This window comes from Aureisphaera sp., from assembly GCF_059726885.1.
On the sequence record NZ_AP041051.1, the window covers coordinates 2860878 to 2883081 of the forward strand.

Genomic DNA, 22204 nt, shown 5'->3' on the forward strand with positions numbered 1-22204 from the left:
CATATTATTTATGAAAAAGAACTATGTGCTTACTTTAGTTCTATGCCTGCTATATTCTTCCTTGGTACTATCCCAGTCCAAGGATTTAGAAGAATTGCAAGAGCAGTTTTGGAATCCAAAAAACAAAAACGCCTCCGTGGTAGACGTTCCGGAAAAATGGCAGGATGAAAGTGCTGTTATTCTTTATATAGACGAATATTACAAGTATACCAACAATGGAAAGAAGATGTATAATCCTTCTCATTTCCATCAACGCGTTAAATTATTGGATAAAGCGGCTGTAGAGGATTTTTCCGAATTCAGCTTCGAGAAGAATAGTGGATCCAGCTTTGGATTTGTGAATTTTTACAGGGAAAAATCCACGGTGGGTATCAAGGTAATTAAGCCGAGCGGAGAAGAGATCATTATCGATGTAGATGCTGAGAGTGTGGAGCAGGATAAGGAAAAGAAGATTGCTATTCCAAACTTGGAGATTGGGGATGTGGTCGACTTGTTTATTTTCGAAGATGACTTTCAGAGGACATTTTCAGGAACCCACATCTATGACCCCGTAGAAAGAGTGATTAGTCGTAAATACCCAGTACTATTCACTAGGGTGGCAGTAGAAGTGGAAAACGACTACTTCCTAAATATGGAATCCTTTAATGGTGCCCCGGCCGTTAAAGAAGAACAAACCGATAAAAAGTCAACCCGTCGCTATGTGATCGAATCTTCCGATGTGGAGAAAAGTGAATTTCCAAGATGGTTCTATCCCTTGGCAGAACTACCCTCGCTCAAGTTTCAGGTAACTTTTGCATTGCGATCTAAGAATCAATACTATGCTTCTGTGTTTCTTGCCGACAAAGATGCCGAAAGAAAGGCAGATGTGACCAAGGAAGAGATTATTGAATACTATGGGAAAAACTTTGAAGCCCAGAAACGAGGGAGCGTTAAGGATGTACTTCGTTATTTGGAGGATAAGGGAATTAGTGGAAAGCGCAAACAATTGGAGTCTGCCTTGTACTATCTGCGTCATAAAAGTTATAACCGATTTTTGGAACTATACATTGCACGGGAAAATAACATACGCTATAGTGCACTTCCGTGTGATACCGATTATGTGATTCTGGACGAGAATACCTTTGTGAACTATTTTGCTGGCCTTGCCAAGCAACTGGAGATCGACTATGATATCATTGTGGCCACGCCAGATTATAATGGAACCATTGATAATTTGTTATTACGTTCTAATGTGGCTTACGGACTACGGTTCAACTTTCCGAAACCCATGTATTTGTTCGAGGTGTCCCCACATGTGCAATCCGATTATTTTCCTGAGAACCTTGAAGGGACCAAAGTTTACACACTTAGTGTAAAGAAGAACCGTAAGTTCGAAGATGTGGCTTTCGATGTGCTTCCCGTTACGACAGCAGACGAGAACATGGCCAAGCAAGTGGTGAATGTGAATTTCGAGGACAATTTCAAAAAAATTACTATTGATAGGGAACAGCACTATAAAGGGCAATTTAAGCCATACGAGTTGAGAAGAAGGTTGGTTTTCGAGGATTTTCTGAATGAAGAATTCAAACGTTACGAAACCAAGCATTTTTACAATTGTAAGAAACGTCAGAATAAATCGGACCAAGAAGCCCAGTCCAAAATGAAATCGGTAATGAAAACCTATCGGGACCGAAAAATAGAACGTATTGAGAAGATTGTTTCCAGTGAATTCGACGTAGAGATAAAGGAGTATGATTATGAAATAGATAAAACAGGAAGATACTCTAACGATGCATTAATCATTAAGGATCAATTTGTAATTGAAAATGAATTCGTAAAGAAAGCGGGACCTAATTACCTGGTAGAAGTTGGGAAGTTCATTGGAGGCCAAGTACAATTGGAAGCTGATGAAATAGAGAGAACCAAAGGAGTGTATCTAGATCACGCAAAGACTTATAAGTATGAGGTTAGCATAGCGATTCCTGAAGGTTATGAAGTGGTAGGGCTAGATAAATTACAGCGCAATTCCACTAATGCAACGGGAGCTTTTACTGCCGAAGCTGTTGTCGAAGATGGAACATTGAAGTACACCACGACCAAAATATATGCAAAACGTAAATATGAAGTATCCGAGTGGAGCAGTATGGTACCTTGGATTCAGGACGCATATGATTTTAGTCAAGAAAAAGTCATGTTCAAAAAAATATAGATAGCCCTTTATTTACGCGGCTTTTGTTGAATACCCTGCCAATTTGGTAGGGTTTTTTTTTGGACCATATGGGGGGATTTTTTGTTTAAGGTTGTTATATAGATAGAAGCGACTTTTTTTACCGCTTTACCTAACCAAAGCATACCTTTATGAATCGCAGAATCCTTTTTGTTTTAGGAATAGCTATATTCCTTACATCCTGCACCAGTAGTACATTCGATGATATTTCCGAACCAATGGAAACACTTCCTGCAGATGAGGATGTGACCTTTCAAGACGTTCGATTTGTATTCGAAAATGTATGTCAAGCCTGCCATTCAAACCCTCCACAAAATGGTGCCCCCATGCCCTTGGTTAGTTATGAAGATGTACGCGATGCCGTGTTGGATCGTGGACTGTTAGATCGTATTAGTAGGGAAGAAGGAGCCTCAGGGCTTATGCCTTTGGGAGGTCCTCGATTGCCGCAAGAGACTATTGATCTTTTGATGCAATGGAATGAAGATGGAATGTTAGAAAATTAATGGCTATGAAAAACACAAAATACCTTATCGTTTTACTGCTTCTCATATGTACTAATGGGTTTGCCCAAAAGTATATGACCAAGAATGGGACCATCGATTTTGAAGCATCAGTACCCTCTTTCGAGGAGGTAAAAGCCAAGAACAATGCAGTGAGTGCTATTTTAAATTCGGAAACTGGAGAGCTTGCGTCTTTGGCCCTAATTCAAGGATTCAGGTTTAAAGTGGCCCTGATGGAGGAACACTTCAATGAAAACTACATGGAGTCGTCCCAATACCCTAAAGCCATTGTGAAAGGAAAAATTGAGGGTCTTAATAGGGACGAACTATCTGAAGATATAACAACATATAATTTTAATGGAACCATCACAATACACGGTGTAGAACAACCCTTGCAAACACAAGTAAATCTTGCAAGCAATGGGGATGCTATCGAAATGACCACATCATTCGTTCTAAAACCCGAAGATTTCGAGATTGAGATCCCAAGTATTGTGAGTAACAAAATTGCCGGTGAGGTTACTGTTTCGGCAATGTATACACTATCTCAAAGGTGAATATGAAAAAGAAAATCGTTTTTTTGATAGTGGCTTTGGTACTTGTAGTAGGTGCTTATTCTGGATATAAGTATCTCTACAAGGACCATCGTAATATAGCAGAAGAAACCGCCGCACTCACAACCAATGCCAACGAGATTCAGCAATTGTTCTCCGAGGGTGATGGTGACCCTTACCTTAATAAAACGGTTGTTATTACGGGTACCGTGACCGAATTGGAAACGGCTGCAATTATATTGGATGGTAAGGTACAGTGCGACCTCGCTCCAGGAACTTTAGGTATAGAAGATGGGGATGAAATTACCGTAAAGGGGCGATGCATCGGGTATGACGACCTTTTCGAACTTGTAAAAATAGACCAATCACAACGTATAGACTAACCTTATGAAAAGACTAATTATTTGTGTACTTCTACTGTTACCATTCGTGGCATTTTCTCAAGATGACCTATTGGATGAATTGGAAGAAGGTACCGATATCAATACCGATGTGAAGGCTGCCTTCAAAGGATTGAAAGTAGTTAATTTTGAATCGACCAAACTGGGAGGAGCTAAAGAGCTGTATCTAGTGGTTTCACATAGATTTGGTACGGTTAAGAATGGTATTGACGATTTCTTTGGGTTAGACAATGCCGTAACCCAGATAAAATTCATTTATGGTGTGAACGATTGGCTAAACCTTGGAGCGGCAAGGAGTTCACTTCAAAAAAAATATGGCGTTCATGCCAAATATAGATTGGTGAATCAAAAAAGTGAAGGGTTTCCATTCACTCTTGTGGGATATAATCTGGTTACGGTGAATACAGCATTGGATGAAGATCTTTTCCCCAATTTAGATTTTAGCGATCGTTTAACCTATACCACTCAGTTATTGGCATCGCATAAGTTTTCAGAAGACTTTTCGGTATTACTGGCACCTACTTTTGTGCATGAGAATTTAGCCACAAGAAGTTTTGACCTGCAAGAGAACGGGGAAACATTGGTCTTCGATGAAGACAATAATCAATTCGCCTTAGGAATAGGAGGTAGGTATAAGCTTACCAAACGATGGAGCGTCAATATGGATTATGGAATTCATTTAAACAGAAATAGCAATTCAAATTTTAGAAATCCGCTGTCTATTGGTTTCGATCTGGAAACCGGAGGGCATGTTTTCCAAATGCATTTCACCAATGCACAAGCTATGTTCGAAGAAGGATTTATCATTCAAGGGCAAGGTGATTGGGGAGACGGGGATTTCTTCTTTGGATTTAATTTAAGCAGAGTATTTTAATCAGTAACAACTATAAACTATAACATTATGAAAAAATTTACAATTATCGTAGCCGCTGTATTGGCATCAGTTGCAGTACAAGCTCAAACGACATTCGATCTAGACTGGGCGATTGGTATTAATGGATCTGCCGCTAGTTTAACTATTGAACCTGGGGACACAGTACGTTGGACTTGGGACGATGGCGCACCACATACCGTAACCAGTATTGCTGGGCAGAGTGTGGAAAGTTTTGATAGTGGAACCCTTACTGGTATTGGACAAACTTTCGAGTTTACGTTCAACACGGTTGGAGTGAACGATTACCGTTGCGAAATCCACCCAGGAACTATGTTCGGTACGATCACCGTGGAGCCAGTATTGGCCATAGAAGATAAATTCGCCATTAATATTAATTGGTTCCCGAACCCAGTTCAGGAAAGACTTAATATCACTTCCCTTTTCAAGTTAGATGGATATGCAGTATATAATATGGCTGGGAAACAAATCATGCAGGGAAAAGATGCAGGCAATGTATTGCAGTTGGATATGTCTAGCCTAACCAGTGGTATTTACTTTGTGGGATTAACTTCTGGAGATCTTGAGACTACTCTAAGGGTAGTAAAACAATAGTTTATTTTTTAAGTTAGTTAGTTTGGAGGCCAACCCGAAACCGTGCTAGGTAAGGGTTGGTTTTTTTGTAACTTTAAACAAAATAAAAAATGATATGAAAAAAGCAATACCCCTTTTATTGGCAGTTTTTACCTACTGCGTTACGTTTGGTCAAATAAGTCCAGACACATTCAATGATTTTGAAGACGGTACCACACAAGGATGGTCTAATGGTGGGAGTTCACCCAATCCACCTTCAAATGTGCCCGATGGAGGCCCTACAGGTGCCGGAGATGGTTTTTTGGAAGAGATTAGTAGCGGCGGTGCAGGCCCGGGAAGCAGAATGATTGTTTTCAATACCAATGCAGAATGGCTGGGGGATTATTCCAGTATTCTGGATTTATCCTTCGATGCCAAATCACCAACAAACGATGACCTATTTGTACGTGTAGCTATGGAAGGTGGAAGTGATGATAGCGCAATATGCACTACCGCTTCGGTGACGGTTTCTGCACAAAGCGATTGGACTTCCTACACCTTAAACATGGACGCTTCCAGTTTTACTTTGGTAAGTGGTTCAAACACCATAGAAGAAGTGCTACAGGAGGTTACCGAAATTCGCATACTTCATAGTGATACGCCCAGTTTTATAGGTCAGTCCATTGATGCTACATTGCATGTAGATAACATAAGCGTTACTGCGTCCATTAGCGGTGTAGAGGACCAATTGGCGAATACCTTTCAGTTGTATCCGAGTCCGGCCGTAAATACCCTGAAGTTATCTGCACAAATTAGCATGGATAGTTATAGGATTTATAACCTATTGGGTGCACGTGTCGCTCAAGGTACCATAGAATCTACTCAACAGGAAATTGATGTGTCTGCTTTGCAAACAGGAACCTATTTAATTGAAATAACCGCAGGTGATCAAACTACTACTCAAAAGTTTTTAAAGAAGTAGTGTCATAAAACTTTCAAAAGTTAGAATCCCTCATTGAAAAGTGAGGGATTTTTTTATCCACTTTATATGGTATTATATGGTATTATATGGTTTGAATTATAAGTAGTCTACGGATACTGACACTCTTGTTCAGGGAAAATCCTGTGTAAAAACAGGAAAAATAATTCGTGGTTCAAATCATGAAAGGGTAGATTTAACTTATTCATTTTAAATAATATACCATATGAAAATTCTTAAAATTACTACTGCCATTTTTGTGATTTTACTAACGGCTTATGCCTGTAGGGTGACCGTTCCAGACAATGATACTGCTGCGCCCACAGTCACGGTTTCAGTAATGGAAGATGATGGAGGGCATATCATAGCTTCTTCCAGCGCCAACGTGCCCATTGAAGCATTTACCTGTCCAGCGGGAACCAACCAAGCGGGTCAAACCAACTGCTGCTACGTTACAAATATAGTTGGTGATAGTGTTGAATTTCGGATTGTTGGAACAGATAGGGGCGGTGTAAAGCGAATTGGAGCACGGGTTTTTCACAATCAGATTAGTAATGTTAGGGTGATAGGATTTCCAAGTATTACACCCATAGTGACTAATGTTCCTGTAACCAATCATAAGGAAATAGCAGTAACGTTCGATGATCCTAGGTCTTCTTATACGCTGGCTTTCGATGTAAATAATGCAGGTAATTCCTTGAAGTTGATCACTAGTGTAACGGACTTTTCGGATAATGTGATTAGCATTCCACCAATCAATTCAGGGGAAAGTGAAATTCAGATTCAGGATATACAGGCTTTTTGTAACTAAAGAGGTACTAACCATCTAAATTGAGAGTCAGTCTAAGGAAAAAGGCTGGCTTTTTTATTCGTCTTCTTGAGCCCTTTTTATGATATTTTCGGGTAAGGATTTTTTCGCCTTAGCCCCCATCTTCTTGAGCTTTTCTACACTCGTAATGAGGTTTCCTCGACCTTCAACTAATTTATTCATTGCGGCAGAATAGTCCTTTTTGGCATCATCAATCTTTTTACCCACACCCGTTAGGTCTTTAACCAAACCTTCAAACTTGTCGTACAAGGCACCAGCTTGTCTAGCTATTTCTATGGCATTACGCTGTTGTTTTTCGTTATTCCACATGGTGTCTATGGTACGAAGTGTTGCGAGCAAAGTGGAAGGTGTTACAATGACAATGTTTTTTTCAAAAGCTTTGTTGTATAAAGTGTTGTCGTTATTGATTGCCACGGCAAATGCGGGCTCAATTGGGACGAACATCAATACAAAATCAGGAGATTCTATATCGTAGAGGTCTTGGTAATTCTTGGCAGAAAGTTGTTCTACATGTTTAGTAATGGAATTTACATGAGCCTTTAGATAGGTTTCCTTATCATCTTCTTCGGCATTTACATAACGGTTGTAATCGGTGATGGAAACTTTCGAGTCGATTACCATTTTTTTGTTGTCAGGCAAATGAATGACCACATCGGGCATGACCCTAGAGCCATCTTCTTGGGTAAAGCTTTGCTGTACAAAATACTCTCGGTCTTTTTCCAATCCCGATTTTTCGAGCACACGTTCCAACACCAATTCACCCCAATTACCTTGCATTTTGCTATCACCCTTCAGCGCACGTGTAAGGTTCGTGGCATCCTTGGTCATTTGCAGGTTAAGGTCTTTAAGCCCTAACAATTGCTCCTTAAGGGCAGCATGCATGGTAATGCTTTCCTTTTGAGTTGTGTCTACTTTCTTTTCGAACTTCTCTATCTTTTCCTGAAGGGGTTTTAAGATGGTATCTATCTGTTCTTTATTCTGTTTGGTAAATTTTTCGGATTTGTTGTCGAGTATTTTATTGGCTAGGTTTTCGAATTCCTTGGTGAATTTTTCCTGTAATTGTTCCAGTTCCTCCTTTTGTTCCCTTAGTTTTTGCTCTAAGTGATCGTTCTCCGAGTTTCGACGCACCAACTCGGTATTTAGGAATTCCTTTTCCTTACGGATGGCCTCCTTTTCATTAAGAGCAGTTTCAAAGCGCTCGTTCAAACGCTCTTCTTGGTCTTTCATCTGACTAAGGCGTTCCTCCATTTTTCCTGATTCCGACTTCAACTTAAGGCGTGCAATGAGGTTTCCTAGATAGATTCCCGAAAGAAGGGAAAGGGCTCCAATAAGAAAGACGATAAAAGGTTCACTCATGAAATTTCTTTTGTTAAAAGTAATAAATATTACAGAGGTGCTTCCGATCTTAATTTGATAATATTCAAGTTTTGCCTAGCTTTTCAAAAATAAGGGCAAGTCATGTAATGAATGCTTTTTTGGAATTCTATTTTTTTCAACTCAATGGTTCGCAACGATCATTTTATTCTTTTAGGAATAGGTGTCAACCATGGGGAATTATCGCACCATTAGATGACGATTATTCATAACTTTGTAATGAGCGCAAATTAAAACCCAAAAAAAGACCGGTACTCCATTGGACGATATTTTATTTTTCGACTTTAACCAGAAAAGTTCTGTTTTACTGATATTCTTCTTCAATGCGGTCATATTCTCATTTTTATTGCTTAAAAAAGGATTTGGTGAGAACCGAACCGAAAGTAAATGGTTGGGTCTTTTTATTCTGTTGTGCGGCCTATATATTTGTCCGTTCATGCTTGGTTATGCGGGGTGGTATTCCATAAAAAGTTATCGGGAATTTTTGTTCTTCGTCCCTTTTCAGCAACTCTTCTTAATTGGCCCCGTTATTTTCTTTTATACCCAGAGCCTTTTGTATAAGGACTTTTCAATTACAAGAAAGCACCTAGTTCACTTTCTGCCAGCGGCCATCTATTTAATATATAGTCTAATTGTGTTTGTAACCGACAAATGGATTTTGGATGAATTCTATTTTTATGCAGATGGAAGGGATAAAGATTTGGATTTTTGGTATCAAATGGCAGGATTGATATCCATGCTGTTTTATTTGGTCTTAAGCCTTAATTCTTATAAAAACTACAGAAAGCAAGTGGTAGAAGAGGTGAGTTATGCCGATGCGATACTGTTTAATTGGATAAGTCATTATATGATAGCTTTCAGTTTTATCCTCGTCCTTAGGGTGCTCTTTTTCGTTCTAAACCCGGAGTGGGGAGAATTTGGAAGCAAATATTGGTACTATCTCTGGTTTTCCATACTCTTTTTCTTTATTGCCATTGCTGGGTATTCCAACACCATGAGGGCAGCCATATCCTATGAGAATAACCAGCCTATTAAACATGACCAAGGATCGTCAACAATTGAAAGTTCGGAAAATGATAAGAAGCATATGGAGGAATGGAAAACAAAGATACTTTCGTTGATTGAAGAAGAACAGATGTACACGGACCCTAATCTTACCCTAACACATGTGGCCTCTTATTTGAATACGAATCGAAATGTGATTTCGAATGTTATAAATACAGGCTTTCAGATGAACTTCAACGATTTTATCAACCAAAAGCGCGTGGAAGTGGTCATTCAAAAGATTGAAAAAGGAGAGCACGAAACAAGCACTCTGTTGGGTATTGCCCTAGATTGCGGGTTCAATTCCAAGACTACCTTCAATAGGGCATTCAAGAAACATACTTCGTTAACACCTAAACAATACATTGCAAAAAAGGTGCTCTAAAATTGGTGCCAAATGGTCATTTGGAACGATTTTATGGATCCCTTATCTTTTTTTTGTGTCAAAAATAAATCTACATGATACAAAGAAGCATAGTATTGGCAATCGCATTAATTACAACCCTTTCTGTGAATTCACAGGAGTTGGATGAAGGCAAAAGAATACGCCTCACTCAAGCCGTAGAACAAAATGTAAATGGAATATCACCAGGATTGGCCGTTGGGATCGTAGTGAACGGGGATATAGTTTATGAAGAATACAGAGGGTACTCAAATCTGGAAAACCGTACCGAAATAAATAAAAGCACCCGTTTCAATATTGCTTCCAATGCCAAACAGTATACCGCCCTATGCATATTGCAATTGGCAGAAAATGACTCGCTTACATTAAGCGATGATATCCGTAAATATCTTCCCGAATTGTACAACGATATTGACGAAACCATTACGATTTCTCAATTAATATCGCATACAAGCGGCATTAGGGATGTACACTATTTATGGTCGCTAAAAGGCCAGACATGGTGGAAACTATTTGTGGGTAATGACGATGCGATTGAGCTAATAACCAACCAGACCGATTTAAATTTTAAACCGGGCACGGAATATTTGTACAGCAATTCGAATTATATTTTGTTAGCAGAGATCGTTGAAAGGGTATCTGGCAAAAACTTCGGTGAATATGCCCTTGGGTTTTTTGAAGCCCAACAAATGAAGGAAACGGCTTTCCTAACGAATAATATGGCTGTAGTTCCCAATAGGGCAAGACCGTATGGAAATTGGAACGGCTGGATTGAATATCCTTACATTACAGAAATACATGGGGACGGCGGGTTGTTTACAACCCTTCGTGATCAATTGCAATGGGAAAAAATCGTTCAGGACAACGATGGTGATAACATATCGACTACTATCCTCTCTGCAAGCCAAGCTAGAATTCCTGGGGTATCTACAACCGAATATGGGCACGGCCTCATGTTTGCCGTTTATAAGGGGCTGGAATATTCCTATCACGATGGTAGTACAGGAGCCTATAGTGCTACTTTCCTTCGGTTTCCCAAAGAGAAAACATCCATTGTGGTAGTTTCCAATAGCGGTAAGGTATCCTCGAATAGTTTGGCCAAGCAATTGGCAGATATAACCTTGAACCTGAACGAAGAAATGAGGGAATATCCAGCTGGACCCGAAGAGATTCAAAAATTGGCAAGTTTGGAAAGCATCACAGGAAATTACCTAACCCAGGACAACACCCTTATAAAAATAGTAGAAAAGGAAGGAGCACTTTATAGGGAAATCTATCAACGTGATCCGGTAAGGCTTATTCAAGAGGACGAAGGCTTATTCTATTATGAAACTTTCGAAGACTTGAAAATGAATTTTACCAAAGATGAAAATGGGAATGCTAGCTTTACCATTTATCTTTCGTCCCAACCACCCAACACCGGAACAAAACTTCCTGATTTCACTGGGGATACCACCCATGACAGCAATTTCGATGGATCCTATTATAACGACGAAACAGACACCCGGGTTTCCATAAAACATGTGGAAGATACTTTCTATTCGATAACTAAGGATGGAAAGGAATTGGCTGCTGAGTTGCTTTTAAAAGATGTGTTGAGGATGGATTCTTACGAGATCAAATTCAGAAGAAATAAAAAAGGTCGTGTTGATGGATTATTGGTTGAAAATGGACGAATCAAAAACGTATTCTTCCGTAAAATATGAGGCAGCATCGGTCTAAAAAATTGAATTAGTTCATCGCTCCATAGACCAAACCAATATTTCTTTTTAATTTGACAAGGAATTTGTGTGATTCTCGCACAAGGCCATGACTCGTTGTTAAAAAGATTGTACATGAATTTTTTCAAAAAATTGTTTTCCTCCAAAAAAGAAGACACCAAGAATAAAGGGGGCCAAAGGGCCCAAGTGAACGAAATCGCTACCAAGGAATATTTCGACCAGCGCTATACAGAAGAACAGATGGACAAAACTTTGTTGGATGGAAGTTCAAAAATGATTGAAAGCTATTTCGTAGATAATAAAATGGAAAGAAAGGTTCAGGAGCCCATCAATCATCCAACCAATTTAGACCAGGCGGTAGAAGATGGTATGGGGTTCCAGATGTACTGCAAGGCATTTCAGATGGAAGACAGTATGGTAGTGGCAACACTGTCTACCGCATTTAGCGAATTTATGATTCAAAATTTTGGATTCAAGATGTATAAAGATCACACTCCTGAATTCCCCTTACGATCCATGACACTGAAATACGATAAAAATGGAGCCGTACTGTCCTTATATCCCTACGAATATTCCTTAAAAGTGCTAAACTACGAAGCCACTTTCGAGGATATTTATATGAAGATTAAAGGCCATTTGGAAAACATGCCCAACGTGGAGGATGTTTTGAAGAATTTGAAAACTAAGTAATTCCTGCTTTATAAAGTATAAATAAGCTTAACGGTGAGAAACCTTGGCTGAATAAAGGTTTCCGATGTTAATACGGAAATATTGTTCGCACTGTTCCTGACCTGAGAATCGATGTTTAGAATATTAGTAGCCCTTATTTCATACTCCCATTTGGCATCCCTGTTTTTCCTGTAGGATAGCGTTGCATCCCAATTCTGAAAGGATTGCGATTCACCATTGCCCAAATCCTGATTGGTATAACTGTAATTGGAACGTAGTGTCACCCGTTTCCAGATATAGGCATCGAACTCTACCGATGGTGCATTGGTAACAAATTTCGTCTCACGACTTCCTTGATTGTTGTTGGTTACGCTATAACGGTACCTGAAACTTACATTGGGGGCAATCTTGAAATTCGTGCGAATTCCGGGCGTGTAGGTCTGTGTATAGCCTTCATTAAGGGAACGCTGCCCTTGTATAAACTGATTGATTTTGCTGTAATTGAAGCTGGCATTTAGGCTCGCCCGTATTTTACCAAACGTACGCTGCACGCGGCCAAAGACATTTACATTCTCATCGGCAAAATTTGAGTTGAAAAAAGTGCTGGTTCGAATAACACTCTCAAAATCGGTTAGATTACGTATTTGGTCTATGTTATTGGAATACGAAGCCCGGGCAAAAACATTGGTATAATTGAATAGATTAAAGCTTCTATAAAACAAACTTATATTATGGGATAACGCATTCTGAAGATCGGGCTCACCAAATTGTATGTTGTTGAAATTATTCAGTACCAGTCCTTGCGCCAATCGTGTTACATCGGTAAACTGATTGCGCATTTCATAACGCATGGTAAGGGCCTCACTTTTCTTAAACTGAATTCTTGTTTCGAAATCCGGTAAAACACGAAAGAAATTGTCCTTAAATGTTTCTCCAAACTGACTATTCTTATTGCCATAAGCATGTACCGAAAACCCTGGGGTAACGGTAAACTTACCCGATTTAAAGCGGTAATGCACCCCTAAATAAACATCACTAAAATTATACTGGGTGTCGTTGGTAGCCCTCCCGTTGTTAATGGAAGGTACGGGGTTCAATTGTGATCCATCTTCCAAAAACTGAAAGATATTGGAGTTAAATTCCTGACGACTCAGTATGGTTCCCAACGTAATATTGAGGTTACTTCGTTGGTTTAGGATATGGTAATAATCCAGTTTGGCATCTAGTTGATTGGATTGAATCCGTCGGTTCTGCCCAAGATCATAATTGGGTAATGTGGTGTCCAGCCCCAAAGCTTCCGCTGTGGTATCGAAGGTATCCTCTGCATCGGGATCATTGACCAAAACCGCATTGTAAAATGGGTCTTCGTTTTTAATTAGATGCTGTGCTTCGAAAGCAAAAATGTTGTCCTCGTTTAGGGTGTAATAATAATTGAGGTTCTGATTTATGCTGTAAGGCGTAACCTCATCCAATTGGTCAGTATTTCCAATGACAGAGGAGAAAAAACGTTGCGTTTGTGAATCGTTCGAAATACGCCCTAACACATCGTAATCCAATTGATTGTTCACATTGGGTTGGTAGGACGCACTTAGTTTTACTAAGCCCTGATCGGAACGCTCTCGGCTTCTTTGTTCCGTAGCTTCATCTGGAATGCCCAATTCTGGGTCGGTGTATTGTATAAAACTGGTTTCTTTGGATAGTATCCTACTGCTATTGAAAATAAGAAAACCGCTCAAGTCCAAACCAGGATTAGGGGAGTAACTGAAATTACCACTTGCCAATTTATTTTCTATCTCCAACGCATTACCTTGATTGGTCAAGAAACTTAAACTGTTATCACCAAGGTTTATATCCGTCCCACTACTTCGGCTGGGTGTGCGAAAGCCACCCCCAAATCCCCTTATGTCCCGTCGAGTTAATGCCACTTCACCTGTATTGTTGAGGTCACCAATAAAATTAATGCTGTATTTTGGGCTGTAGTAAAAAAGCTTTGGCTGAAGGAGATAGAGCTCGCTATCTGGCGAAGCACCACCGCCACCGGCAATTGTTCCAAACCAAAAGTTTTCCTTTCCTTCTTTCAGTTTAATGTTCAAGGCAACGTTGTCTTGATTATTCCTAACGCTGCCCATTTGACTTACTTCAGAATAATTACGAAGAATTTGTACTTTGGAAACAGCACTTGAGGGGATATTCTCGGTCGCCAATTTGGTGTCACCATCGAAAAAATCCTTTCCATTAACCATGAGTTTATTAACGACTTTACCTTCAACTTCTACTTGCCCATCTTCATTAATTTCCACACCTGGTAGGTTTTCTAGCACATCACCGAGTTTACGCTCGGTACCGGTATTGAAAGAATCCGCATTGTATACCAAGGTATCTCCTTTTACAACTACAGGCATCTCGTAAACAAGTTCTACGGCATCCAAGGTATTGGCCGATAGAAGGGTATAGTCTTTGGTAATATCGTTTTCCTGGGTGGTGAGTGTTTCTTCATACGTTTTCATACCCACATAACTCACCTGCATTTTATAGGTGCTATTTACTTCTAGTTCCAATGAAAACTTTCCTTGTTCATTGGTAATACCATAGGATTCCAATGCATTGGTGGCAGCGTTTATAGCAACGACATTGGCCAATTCCAGTGGCGCATTGATGCTATCTTTTACAACGCCCTGCAATTTAATTTGAGCGTATGAGCTGCAGGCAACTAGTAATAGAACAATACAACCTAGTTTTTTCATCATGGAATGGTGTCAAGGAATGGTAGAATATTTATCAAGAACAGGTTAATTTCTTCTTCTGCCTCGATTGTCTCTCATTTCCTTCATTTTTGTACGAATGGTGGTCTGATAATCACTTTTTGTAATTTCCTTTCCTTTATCCGGCGCCTTTATTTTAATGGTTTCATCGGGATTCATAACAATTCGGGAGCAGAGCATGGTAGTAGTACCTGCGCTTACCTCCAAAATAAGACCGGGAAGACCCCAATATTCACCTGGACCATGACTTACTGGTATTTGAAGCGTATACCAAGCTTCTATTTCGGTCATGGCTATTTCTGGCTCTCCAGATTCGTTTGAAGTCTCCTTAGCCCTTAGGTCTCCCCAGGAGAAGTCATACCAAGTAAGTTCTGTGGTGGGAACAGAAGCCATGGCCTTAAAGCAGGTGTAATTACCAATTTGCTTGGACTCTGAACCCATTTTCCATTCAATCTTTTGCAACTTATCCTTGACCAAGAACTTTTTTCCGTAGAATTCCTGACTCTGAACCAATAGATTTTCCTTTACGTTTTTGTATTGCTCACCCCTTGAGAAATTACTTCCCCATGTGTCTGTAGCTCCTGAAATAGCATCTACTTGATCTTCTTCATTAAATACAGATTCCACCTTGTTAAAATCCAATACGTAGGTTTTTTCCAATCTGTTCTTAAGCCTGGCGTAGACCTGTTTCTTTTGTGCTTCGCTCATTCGCGCTCCCCAGTTTCCCAATTCCATTTTGGATTTTGAGAAGTAGTAAGCCTTGCCCTGAAACTCCTGTGTGCTTGGGGAAAAGGACACAAGAAAGACAAATGTGAGCACTAAAAGCTTAGAGTAAATTGATTTCATGACAGTTGCGTTAAAATTATATTGTTTAACGAATCTAATAAAAGATTAAACAATATTGAATGAATTGTAAAAACATTAACATAAATTGCATTCCTAAACAATAATTTTGAAAGGCGTGCGGATATACGAACAACCATGCTTTTGGCAGTCTTAAAACCTTGGATTCTCAACTTGATAAGTCCGCTGGGAAAATAAAACTAACAGGATATGAAACGAACCCTTTCAGAGATTTTTCAAATAGCCTTGGGTATTCTACTGGCCAGTGTAGGACTAAAAATGTTTTTACTTCCCAATGGTTTTTTAGATGGTGGAGCTACTGGAATTGCCATATTATTGAGCGAGTTATATAACTTCGATATATCGTATTTTCTCTTGCTGGTTAGTATTCCGTTTTTCATTTTGGCCTGGTTTACCTTGTCTAGGCGGATTTTCGTAAAATCGATTATAGCCATCATCTCCCTTGCGATCATGATCCATTTTGAAAATTTTGAGGCCATTACCGATGACAAACTCCTCATTGCCATTTTCGGAGGGCTTTTTTTGGGTGCCGGAATTGGATTGAGTATAAGAAATGGTGCCGTATTGGACGGTTCGGAAATCCTGGGGATTTTTGTAAACGAACGTTTGGGAATAAGCATCGGGAAAGTGATCCTTCTATTCAATGCCATATTATTCAGTTTAACAGCATTGTTATTATCATTAGAAGTGGCCATGTATTCTATACTTACTTTTATTGTTACGGCCAAGGTGATCGATCTCATGATAGAAGGGTTCGAGGATTATGTAGGGCTTATGATCGTTTCCGAAAAAGTGGAGGTTATAAATAAAGAATTGATAGCTATTGTAGGAACGGGGACCACCTTATATAAGGGATCCGGAGGATTTGGTAAAAGAGGAACCCAATCCGATAAGGACATTATCCATACGGTAATCAATAGAATAGATATTAGAAGAACCTATAACCTGATCGATTCTATTGACGAGAAAGCCTTTATTATTGAATTCGATGTGAATAACATTAGGGGAGGGATATACACCAAGTTTTTGTCGAAAAAGGGATTGCAGAAGTTGGCACCCAAGCCTAATCTAAAAAAGGGGAAGGATTCAAATGGATTGGGAGACGATTGAATAATTCATACCTTAGTTGCCCATGACATACGAACTAAACAAAACACTTATGCGAAATGCACTTACCATAATGGCCCTTGTCCTGTCACATATAATAATCGGACAAACGATACAGGAGAAAATTGAAACGGAAGTCTGCAAGTGTTTTGTGGAGCAAGAGCCTAGATTCAATGAAACCAATAATCTGGATGTGTTGGATATATGTTTCGATAAGCCATTTGTAAAATTGGAGAGCGAAATAGAAGCCGCCATTGCCAAGGAGATAGATACCACTGCTAGTAATGCCTACGAATTGGGGATGGAATATGGCAGAAAGTTATTCAATGACATGCAGGAAGGACTGGTGTATAACTGTGATTCCTACTACAATGTCATGCAAGGATTGCGTGCATTGATGCACAAAAACATGCGTCGGGACATTACCGAACAAAAACTGGATTCATTAAGCCAGTTGGTTTCAAACGCACCAAAAGATGATAACCTTTTATGGGAAAGGGGAGCGCATAATTTGGCTTTAGATAATATAGAAGCCGCTAAATCCGATTTTAAACAATGCTTGGAAATTAATCCCGATAATCTTGTAGCCAAGTTCTTCTTGGGTTGGTCATACGACTTGAATAGTGAGTACGAAAAAGCAATTCCATTGTATGAGGAAACCATTAATTCTACGGATGATATTGGTGCTTTTCGTGAAATTGGGAAAATAAACCTAATGGTGATCAGAAGAATGTTGAAGGAACAGTAAATTGAATTGCAAACGGGTCCTTTCAAAATCAAGAAATAAATTATCACCATGATCGCAACCACCATAGACGAAGTCATTGCCTTTTTAGATCAGATCATTCAAGAATCCAAGGAGGAAGAAAGTACTTTGGGGTACTTCGCGGCACTGTATAGAAAAGTAACCAAGCAGGTAAAATCGAAACTGGGACAGCATTATTTCGATGATGACGCCCGTATGGAGGAGTTGGACGTTATATTCGCCAATAGGTACCTTGCTGCCTACACAGAGTACAAAGCAGGTAGGGAAACAACAAAATCCTGGGAAGTTGCCATGCAGTCCTCCACAAACAATAAACTCATCGTACTACAGCATCTTTTGGTTGGGATGAATGCCCATATCAATTTAGATTTGGGTATAGCAGCAGCTCAAATAACCAACACCAATACCCTACATGATTTGCAAGGGGATTTTAATAAAATCAATGATATTTTGGGAGCATTGGTCGCTGAAGTACAAAATGACCTGGCAGAAATTTGGCCCTTTCTACTTTGGATACTCAAGGTTTCTAAGAAAGTAGACGATTTCCTAGTCAACTTTAGCATGAATATCGCTAGGGAAGGAGCTTGGTTGTTTGCCAATAAATTGGTTTTTAGAAGCGGGGATACCTCTCTCGATGAACTCATTGCCCGAAGGGATATTAAAATTGCGAAATTGGGGCATTCTATTGTACGTCCCGGAAGGGTAGAACGATTTATATTTAGGATCATCAGGTTTGGGGAACGCGGTAGCGTTGCAGATAAAATCAATGCCCTGTTGGCTTAATAACTTTTGTTGGATAGTGCTTGTAACAAAAACGTGGTATTTGCATACTCGTATAATGTATAACCTTTAAACATCCACCAAAAACCTATGATACATACCTTCTTAAAAGCCAAACATTGGCAATTGTTTTTAGCAATGCTAGGAATTCCCTTGACACTACAGTTATTTTTTATGGGGTCTATGGTGTTTTCCTCTTCAGAAGGGCCAGTAGGATCATTTTATGAAATAACCGATCTGCTGTTCTTTCCTCTTACGATGTTTATTTTTTCCAGTGTTTATTTTGGATGGATGTGGTCCATGGGTGTGGGACTCCAGAAAATGATCCCAGTAGAGTTGAGGTTTAGTACTAAAAAATTCAAATTATTTTTGCTATTTCCTTTTGTCTATATACTGCTGCTCATATTTTTTGTATTCGGTTCTTTCTTCAATTTGGCCGATAGCGGATTCAGTCCTGCTATTGGTATGGCCATTATATTTCCATTGCATCTATTTGCCATGTTTTGCATGTTTTATCAGTTGTATTTTGTGGCTAGAACCATTAAAACGGCAGAACTGCAACGAAAAGCACATTCAGGCGATTACATCGGGGAATTTTTCTTATTGTGGTTTTATTTCATAGGTATTTGGATCATACAACCCAGATTGAACAAACTTATTAAAGAACATACAACCAAGATTCAGGATGAATGAGCAGCGAAAAGTTTACTAATCCCCTTGCCTTAAAGATTTAATGGAATTGACGAACCTTTGGTTTCCTAGGAATTAGTAACTTCACAAAAGCGAGGCAATACTTTGCTACTTAAACGATCTTATATTATGAATAGACTAAGAATCCCTTATTTCGGTTCCCTACTAATGATTTTGTTCTTTGTATTTGGATGTGGAGATAAGGCTGAACAAAAAGAAGTACCCACTAAAGAGGTAATGCAAACCAGAATCGTAGATCTCTCCCACGAATATTCTAGGGAAACCATATACTGGGTAACGGCCAAGGAATTTGAATTGGACACGGTTTTTGAAGGGCATACCGAAAAAGGATATTATTATTCTGCCAATAACTTTACCACTGCAGAGCATGGAGGAACTCATATCGATGCACCCATTCATTTTGCCGAAGGAAAGCAATCGGTGGATGAAATCCCATTAGAAAAATTAGTGGGGAGCGCCATTAAAATCGATGTGTCTGCCAAAGCTGCCAACAACCCCGATTATGAGGTAGGTATAGAAGACTTTACCGATTGGGAAACGAAGGAACAAATGACCATTCCCGATGGAAGTATTATCCTATTATATACAGGGTACTCCAAGTTTTATCCGGATAAACTGAAGTATTTGGGGACGGATCAGCGAGGGGAAGAAGCCGTGAAACTGTTGCATTTTCCTGGACTTTCCCCTGAAGCAGCAGATTGGTTGGTGAAGAATAGAAATGTACATGCGATTGGTTTGGATACTCCAAGTATCGATTTTGGACAATCCCAAGATTTTGAAAGTCATGTTATTCTCCTTTCCGAAAATATACCTGCTTTCGAGAATTTGACGAATTTGGAAGAATTACCCGCAAAAGGGTTCGAGGTAATCGCCTTGCCCATGAAAATAAAAGGGGGTAGCGGAGCTCCCCTTCGAATCATTGCCCTCATCAAAGAATAATTTATAAATAGAATCAACACTCACGATGTACATGAAAAACTTGTTTTTAACCCTATTGTTACTTCCCTTAGTATCATTTACCGCCAATATACAATACGATCTAATTGGTGAATGGGAGGGAGAAGACCAAGGAGAGATTGGTCTAATTGTCTTTCAAAAAAATGGATTTGCTTACTTTGAAGTTGCTGGACAGCGGTATGGTGGAGAAGAATTTGAATTGGATGGCAAAAAAGGATCCATGAAATATAAAATCAACTCTAATGTGGATCCAGTAGAGGTAGATTTTGTAGTAACCAAACACGAAACAAAAGAACAAAGGAGCCTCCTTGGAATTCTAAAATTTACCGATGAAGACAGTATGACATTGGCCATTGGGTTTAATGGGCCAAGACCTACAGGGTTCGACAGTGAAAATTCAATACGCTTAAATCGAATTGAGTAACCTTCTTTGCTAAACTTTAGAGCTAGGGTGCAGGGACATTCGCTTTCCAATGTACCATGTTATAACCGAAATAAGAAGGGAAACAGATACTGCAATTAAAAACAGATCATTCGACAAACTTCCAAAGTAGGCATAGATCCAGCAAACGGGTATATATCCTATAAGGCTATAAATAATAAAGGTCTTAAAATTAATTCTGTGGTAACCGCATAACAATACGATGCTTTCAGATAAGATAGGAATGCCCCTTGAAATTATGATGGCAAAAACACCATATTTATGTAGAAATGAGACTCCCGAGGCATCTTTTTGGCTTCGTTTACCCCATCTCGTAAATTTTCCCAAATAATACCCCAGTACGGAGGATATCATTACCGAAACCAATGATAAAAGTCCACCGTAAAGTGCTCCTAGCACCATTCCATTGAAGTGCATGACAATGCTAGAAGGCACTGGTAGTATAATATCTGAACACAAAATGGCAAAACTCAATAAGCTGTAATAAGACGTGCTGCTTTGAGCCTCTTCCAAAAGTGTTTGAAAATACTGCTCTAAATTTCCAAAGACCAAAAACACTACAATAATGGCAGTGGCAAAAAACAGGAATGGAATGATTATTTTTTTCAAACTACAGAATTAGTGAAATCTATGTGGTGCCATCGGCAGTATTATATTCGGAAATGAATTCAAAGGTAGGTCCAATAGTAAAACCTGGCTTTCCTGGGAATTTGGTCCCACATAGTTTTTCCCCAAACAGCTTTATATCGAACATTATACCTATGGTTTCCCTCAATTGCTCTGGTTTTCCATTAAACACTTCATGTAATCCCTGAAGTAGCGAATAATACGCTGCGTTAAATTCATCGACCCTTCGGCGTTCTTCGCTACCCGCAGGTAACATATTGGCCTTGGTATTCGGAAAAATAGGCTGCACGTTATTTGGATCGAATGGAATAGGAGGTCCCGAAAAGGAATAGCCGTATTTGGCTTTATCATCTTTTACCAGGCGTACGCCCCTATAAAGTTCTTCGAACCTATAATAATGGGCAATTTCCCCTTCAAAATCGATAGGGGAGGTGGTGGTTCCTTCACCCTGTTCCACAATGATCTCAATTGCCCTGTTCACATCACTTTTGGTAAGAATGGGAAAAAGTACATCATCTGGGAAAAAACCTGAGGTTACCTGTAATGCCGGATCACCAGGAAGATGCTCCGGTGCCAGTTCATCAATCTTATCCCGTAATGCCATATAAAATTCGCCAATGGTATTGTAATCCTGTTGCTGAGCGAACTTAATTTTATCCAAATTTAAAGGGTCTTCCGGCTCTTCAATTTCCATGAATACATCTTTTACCTGTTGCTTAGAGTATTTGGCCAAATTGACCACAAGGCCATCTCCAATACCCATAGGCAATCCTGTAGGGTATTCCGGAACAAAATCCGGTTTATTAATATTGGGAGATCCTCCTAAAGCATTAAGAATATTACTAGCAATAGTCATATGCAGCATTTCTTCAATAACGATGGAATGGATGATATCCCATATTTCGCGTTCTGTTCTGGGCTTTAATGAGAACATAGCCGTTAGGTAAGGTGGAATGGTAGCATGTTCCAACTCTATGGCATTTTGTACCAAGGGGAACAATACATCTAACGAATCTGCCTTTCTTATGTTTCCTACGAATTCGGTATCTAACTTTAACATGGCC

General features: G+C 39.4%; 22 protein-coding genes. 17 read left to right on the forward strand and 5 right to left on the reverse strand.

What is annotated here, in order from left to right; genetic code table 11:
• The first annotated feature begins 10 nt into the window (after positions 1-10).
• From AC6JAD_RS12600 to AC6JAD_RS12635, 8 genes are all read left to right on the forward strand, one after another.
• Positions 11-2188 carry a DUF3857 domain-containing protein gene (locus AC6JAD_RS12600; protein WP_461303558.1) on the forward strand — a complete coding sequence of 726 codons (2178 nt, stop codon included), beginning with the start codon at positions 11-13 and terminating at the stop codon, positions 2186-2188.
• Positions 2189-2337: 149 nt separating this feature from the next.
• Positions 2338-2709: a hypothetical protein gene (locus AC6JAD_RS12605; protein WP_461303559.1), complete on the forward strand. Its 372-nt coding sequence runs from the start codon at positions 2338-2340 to the stop codon at positions 2707-2709.
• Positions 2710-2714: 5 nt separating this feature from the next.
• Positions 2715-3263, forward strand: coding sequence for a YceI family protein (locus AC6JAD_RS12610; RefSeq protein WP_461303560.1), 549 nt, complete (start codon positions 2715-2717; stop codon positions 3261-3263).
• A gap of 2 nt (positions 3264-3265) precedes the next feature.
• Positions 3266-3643, forward strand: a complete 378-nt coding sequence (locus AC6JAD_RS12615) for an OB-fold protein (RefSeq protein ID WP_461303561.1) — start codon at positions 3266-3268, stop codon at positions 3641-3643.
• A gap of 4 nt (positions 3644-3647) precedes the next feature.
• On the forward strand, positions 3648-4535 hold the full coding sequence (locus tag AC6JAD_RS12620) for a DUF5777 family beta-barrel protein (RefSeq protein WP_461303562.1): 888 nt from the start codon (positions 3648-3650) through the stop codon (positions 4533-4535).
• A 27-nt stretch (positions 4536-4562) separates the two neighbouring features.
• The gene (locus tag AC6JAD_RS12625) at positions 4563-5147 is read left to right on the forward strand and encodes a T9SS type A sorting domain-containing protein (protein WP_461303563.1); all 585 of its coding nucleotides are present in this window, start codon (positions 4563-4565) and stop codon (positions 5145-5147) included.
• 94 nt (positions 5148-5241) lie between these two features.
• Complete coding sequence (locus AC6JAD_RS12630) at positions 5242-6087, forward strand: T9SS type A sorting domain-containing protein (RefSeq protein ID WP_461303564.1); 846 nt, start codon at positions 5242-5244, stop codon at positions 6085-6087.
• A 223-nt stretch (positions 6088-6310) separates the two neighbouring features.
• Positions 6311-6895 (forward strand): hypothetical protein, encoded by a 585-nt coding sequence (locus AC6JAD_RS12635; RefSeq protein WP_461303565.1) that lies wholly within the window; start codon positions 6311-6313, stop codon positions 6893-6895.
• A 54-nt stretch (positions 6896-6949) separates the two neighbouring features.
• Here AC6JAD_RS12635 and AC6JAD_RS12640 read toward each other — a convergent pair whose 3' ends face one another.
• Positions 6950-8269, reverse strand: coding sequence for a DNA recombination protein RmuC (locus AC6JAD_RS12640; RefSeq protein ID WP_461303566.1), 1320 nt, complete (start codon positions 8267-8269; stop codon positions 6950-6952).
• A 277-nt stretch (positions 8270-8546) separates the two neighbouring features.
• On the opposite strand from AC6JAD_RS12640, the gene AC6JAD_RS12645 reads away from it, so the two are divergent.
• The 3 genes from AC6JAD_RS12645 (at position 8547) to AC6JAD_RS12655 (ending at position 12145) form a co-directional block, all read left to right on the forward strand.
• Entirely contained in the window at positions 8547-9716 is a 1170-nt protein-coding gene (locus AC6JAD_RS12645; protein ID WP_461303567.1) for a helix-turn-helix domain-containing protein, read from the forward strand.
• Between the two features lie 74 nt (positions 9717-9790).
• Positions 9791-11440, forward strand: a complete 1650-nt coding sequence (locus tag AC6JAD_RS12650) for a serine hydrolase domain-containing protein (RefSeq protein WP_461303568.1) — start codon at positions 9791-9793, stop codon at positions 11438-11440.
• 129 nt (positions 11441-11569) lie between these two features.
• Positions 11570-12145 carry a hypothetical protein gene (locus AC6JAD_RS12655; protein ID WP_461303569.1) on the forward strand — a complete coding sequence of 192 codons (576 nt, stop codon included), beginning with the start codon at positions 11570-11572 and terminating at the stop codon, positions 12143-12145.
• A gap of 8 nt (positions 12146-12153) precedes the next feature.
• Here AC6JAD_RS12655 and AC6JAD_RS12660 read toward each other — a convergent pair whose 3' ends face one another.
• Both AC6JAD_RS12660 and AC6JAD_RS12665 read right to left on the reverse strand, forming a co-directional pair.
• On the reverse strand, positions 12154-14868 hold the full coding sequence (locus AC6JAD_RS12660) for a carboxypeptidase regulatory-like domain-containing protein (protein ID WP_461303719.1): 2715 nt from the start codon (positions 14866-14868) through the stop codon (positions 12154-12156).
• Between the two features lie 45 nt (positions 14869-14913).
• A complete protein-coding gene (locus AC6JAD_RS12665; RefSeq protein ID WP_461303570.1) occupies positions 14914-15732 on the reverse strand; it encodes a GLPGLI family protein in 819 nt (272 codons plus the stop codon).
• Positions 15733-15939: 207 nt separating this feature from the next.
• On the opposite strand from AC6JAD_RS12665, the gene AC6JAD_RS12670 reads away from it, so the two are divergent.
• The 6 genes from AC6JAD_RS12670 (at position 15940) to AC6JAD_RS12695 (ending at position 20495) form a co-directional block, all read left to right on the forward strand.
• Positions 15940-16860, forward strand: a complete 921-nt coding sequence (locus AC6JAD_RS12670; protein ID WP_461303571.1) for a YitT family protein — start codon at positions 15940-15942, stop codon at positions 16858-16860.
• A gap of 22 nt (positions 16861-16882) precedes the next feature.
• Entirely contained in the window at positions 16883-17605 is a 723-nt protein-coding gene (locus AC6JAD_RS12675; RefSeq protein WP_461303572.1) for a tetratricopeptide repeat protein, read from the forward strand.
• Between the two features lie 48 nt (positions 17606-17653).
• Positions 17654-18406 (forward strand): DUF5995 family protein, encoded by a 753-nt coding sequence (locus AC6JAD_RS12680; RefSeq protein WP_461303573.1) that lies wholly within the window; start codon positions 17654-17656, stop codon positions 18404-18406.
• An 87-nt stretch (positions 18407-18493) separates the two neighbouring features.
• Positions 18494-19096, forward strand: a complete 603-nt coding sequence (locus tag AC6JAD_RS12685; RefSeq protein ID WP_461303574.1) for a hypothetical protein — start codon at positions 18494-18496, stop codon at positions 19094-19096.
• A gap of 126 nt (positions 19097-19222) precedes the next feature.
• A complete protein-coding gene (locus AC6JAD_RS12690) occupies positions 19223-20053 on the forward strand; it encodes a cyclase family protein (protein ID WP_461303575.1) in 831 nt (276 codons plus the stop codon).
• 31 nt (positions 20054-20084) lie between these two features.
• The gene (locus AC6JAD_RS12695) at positions 20085-20495 is read left to right on the forward strand and encodes a hypothetical protein (protein ID WP_461303576.1); all 411 of its coding nucleotides are present in this window, start codon (positions 20085-20087) and stop codon (positions 20493-20495) included.
• A gap of 9 nt (positions 20496-20504) precedes the next feature.
• On the opposite strand, the gene AC6JAD_RS12700 is transcribed toward AC6JAD_RS12695, so the two are convergent.
• Both AC6JAD_RS12700 and AC6JAD_RS12705 read right to left on the reverse strand, forming a co-directional pair.
• A complete protein-coding gene (locus tag AC6JAD_RS12700) occupies positions 20505-21122 on the reverse strand; it encodes a TVP38/TMEM64 family protein (RefSeq protein ID WP_461303577.1) in 618 nt (205 codons plus the stop codon).
• 19 nt (positions 21123-21141) lie between these two features.
• Positions 21142-22200 (reverse strand): ferritin-like domain-containing protein, encoded by a 1059-nt coding sequence (locus AC6JAD_RS12705; RefSeq protein WP_461303578.1) that lies wholly within the window; start codon positions 22198-22200, stop codon positions 21142-21144.
• Positions 22201-22204 lie beyond the last annotated feature (4 nt).

Excerpts from the sequence above, each read along its gene's own strand:
- AC6JAD_RS12705 (WP_461303578.1), bottom strand. The coding sequence starts at position 22,200 with ATGTTAAAGTTAGATACCGAATTCGTAGGAAACATAAGAAAGGCAGAT.
- AC6JAD_RS12605 (WP_461303559.1), top strand. The coding sequence starts at position 2,338 with ATGAATCGCAGAATCCTTTTTGTTTTAGGAATAGCTATATTCCTTACA.
- AC6JAD_RS12655 (WP_461303569.1), top strand. The coding sequence starts at position 11,570 with ATGAATTTTTTCAAAAAATTGTTTTCCTCCAAAAAAGAAGACACCAAG.
- AC6JAD_RS12625 (WP_461303563.1), top strand. The coding sequence starts at position 4,563 with ATGAAAAAATTTACAATTATCGTAGCCGCTGTATTGGCATCAGTTGCA.
- AC6JAD_RS12680 (WP_461303573.1), top strand. The coding sequence starts at position 17,654 with ATGATCGCAACCACCATAGACGAAGTCATTGCCTTTTTAGATCAGATC.
- AC6JAD_RS12665 (WP_461303570.1), bottom strand. The coding sequence starts at position 15,732 with ATGAAATCAATTTACTCTAAGCTTTTAGTGCTCACATTTGTCTTTCTT.
- AC6JAD_RS12685 (WP_461303574.1), top strand. The coding sequence starts at position 18,494 with ATGATACATACCTTCTTAAAAGCCAAACATTGGCAATTGTTTTTAGCA.
- AC6JAD_RS12695 (WP_461303576.1), top strand. The coding sequence starts at position 20,085 with ATGAAAAACTTGTTTTTAACCCTATTGTTACTTCCCTTAGTATCATTT.
- AC6JAD_RS12610 (WP_461303560.1), top strand. The coding sequence starts at position 2,715 with ATGAAAAACACAAAATACCTTATCGTTTTACTGCTTCTCATATGTACT.
- AC6JAD_RS12650 (WP_461303568.1), top strand. The coding sequence starts at position 9,791 with ATGATACAAAGAAGCATAGTATTGGCAATCGCATTAATTACAACCCTT.
- AC6JAD_RS12620 (WP_461303562.1), top strand. The coding sequence starts at position 3,648 with ATGAAAAGACTAATTATTTGTGTACTTCTACTGTTACCATTCGTGGCA.
- AC6JAD_RS12675 (WP_461303572.1), top strand. The coding sequence starts at position 16,883 with ATGACATACGAACTAAACAAAACACTTATGCGAAATGCACTTACCATA.
- AC6JAD_RS12615 (WP_461303561.1), top strand. The coding sequence starts at position 3,266 with ATGAAAAAGAAAATCGTTTTTTTGATAGTGGCTTTGGTACTTGTAGTA.
- AC6JAD_RS12660 (WP_461303719.1), bottom strand. The coding sequence starts at position 14,868 with ATGAAAAAACTAGGTTGTATTGTTCTATTACTAGTTGCCTGCAGCTCA.
- AC6JAD_RS12690 (WP_461303575.1), top strand. The coding sequence starts at position 19,223 with ATGAATAGACTAAGAATCCCTTATTTCGGTTCCCTACTAATGATTTTG.
- AC6JAD_RS12630 (WP_461303564.1), top strand. The coding sequence starts at position 5,242 with ATGAAAAAAGCAATACCCCTTTTATTGGCAGTTTTTACCTACTGCGTT.
- AC6JAD_RS12635 (WP_461303565.1), top strand. The coding sequence starts at position 6,311 with ATGAAAATTCTTAAAATTACTACTGCCATTTTTGTGATTTTACTAACG.
- AC6JAD_RS12670 (WP_461303571.1), top strand. The coding sequence starts at position 15,940 with ATGAAACGAACCCTTTCAGAGATTTTTCAAATAGCCTTGGGTATTCTA.
- AC6JAD_RS12640 (WP_461303566.1), bottom strand. The coding sequence starts at position 8,269 with ATGAGTGAACCTTTTATCGTCTTTCTTATTGGAGCCCTTTCCCTTCTT.
- AC6JAD_RS12600 (WP_461303558.1), top strand. The coding sequence starts at position 11 with ATGAAAAAGAACTATGTGCTTACTTTAGTTCTATGCCTGCTATATTCT.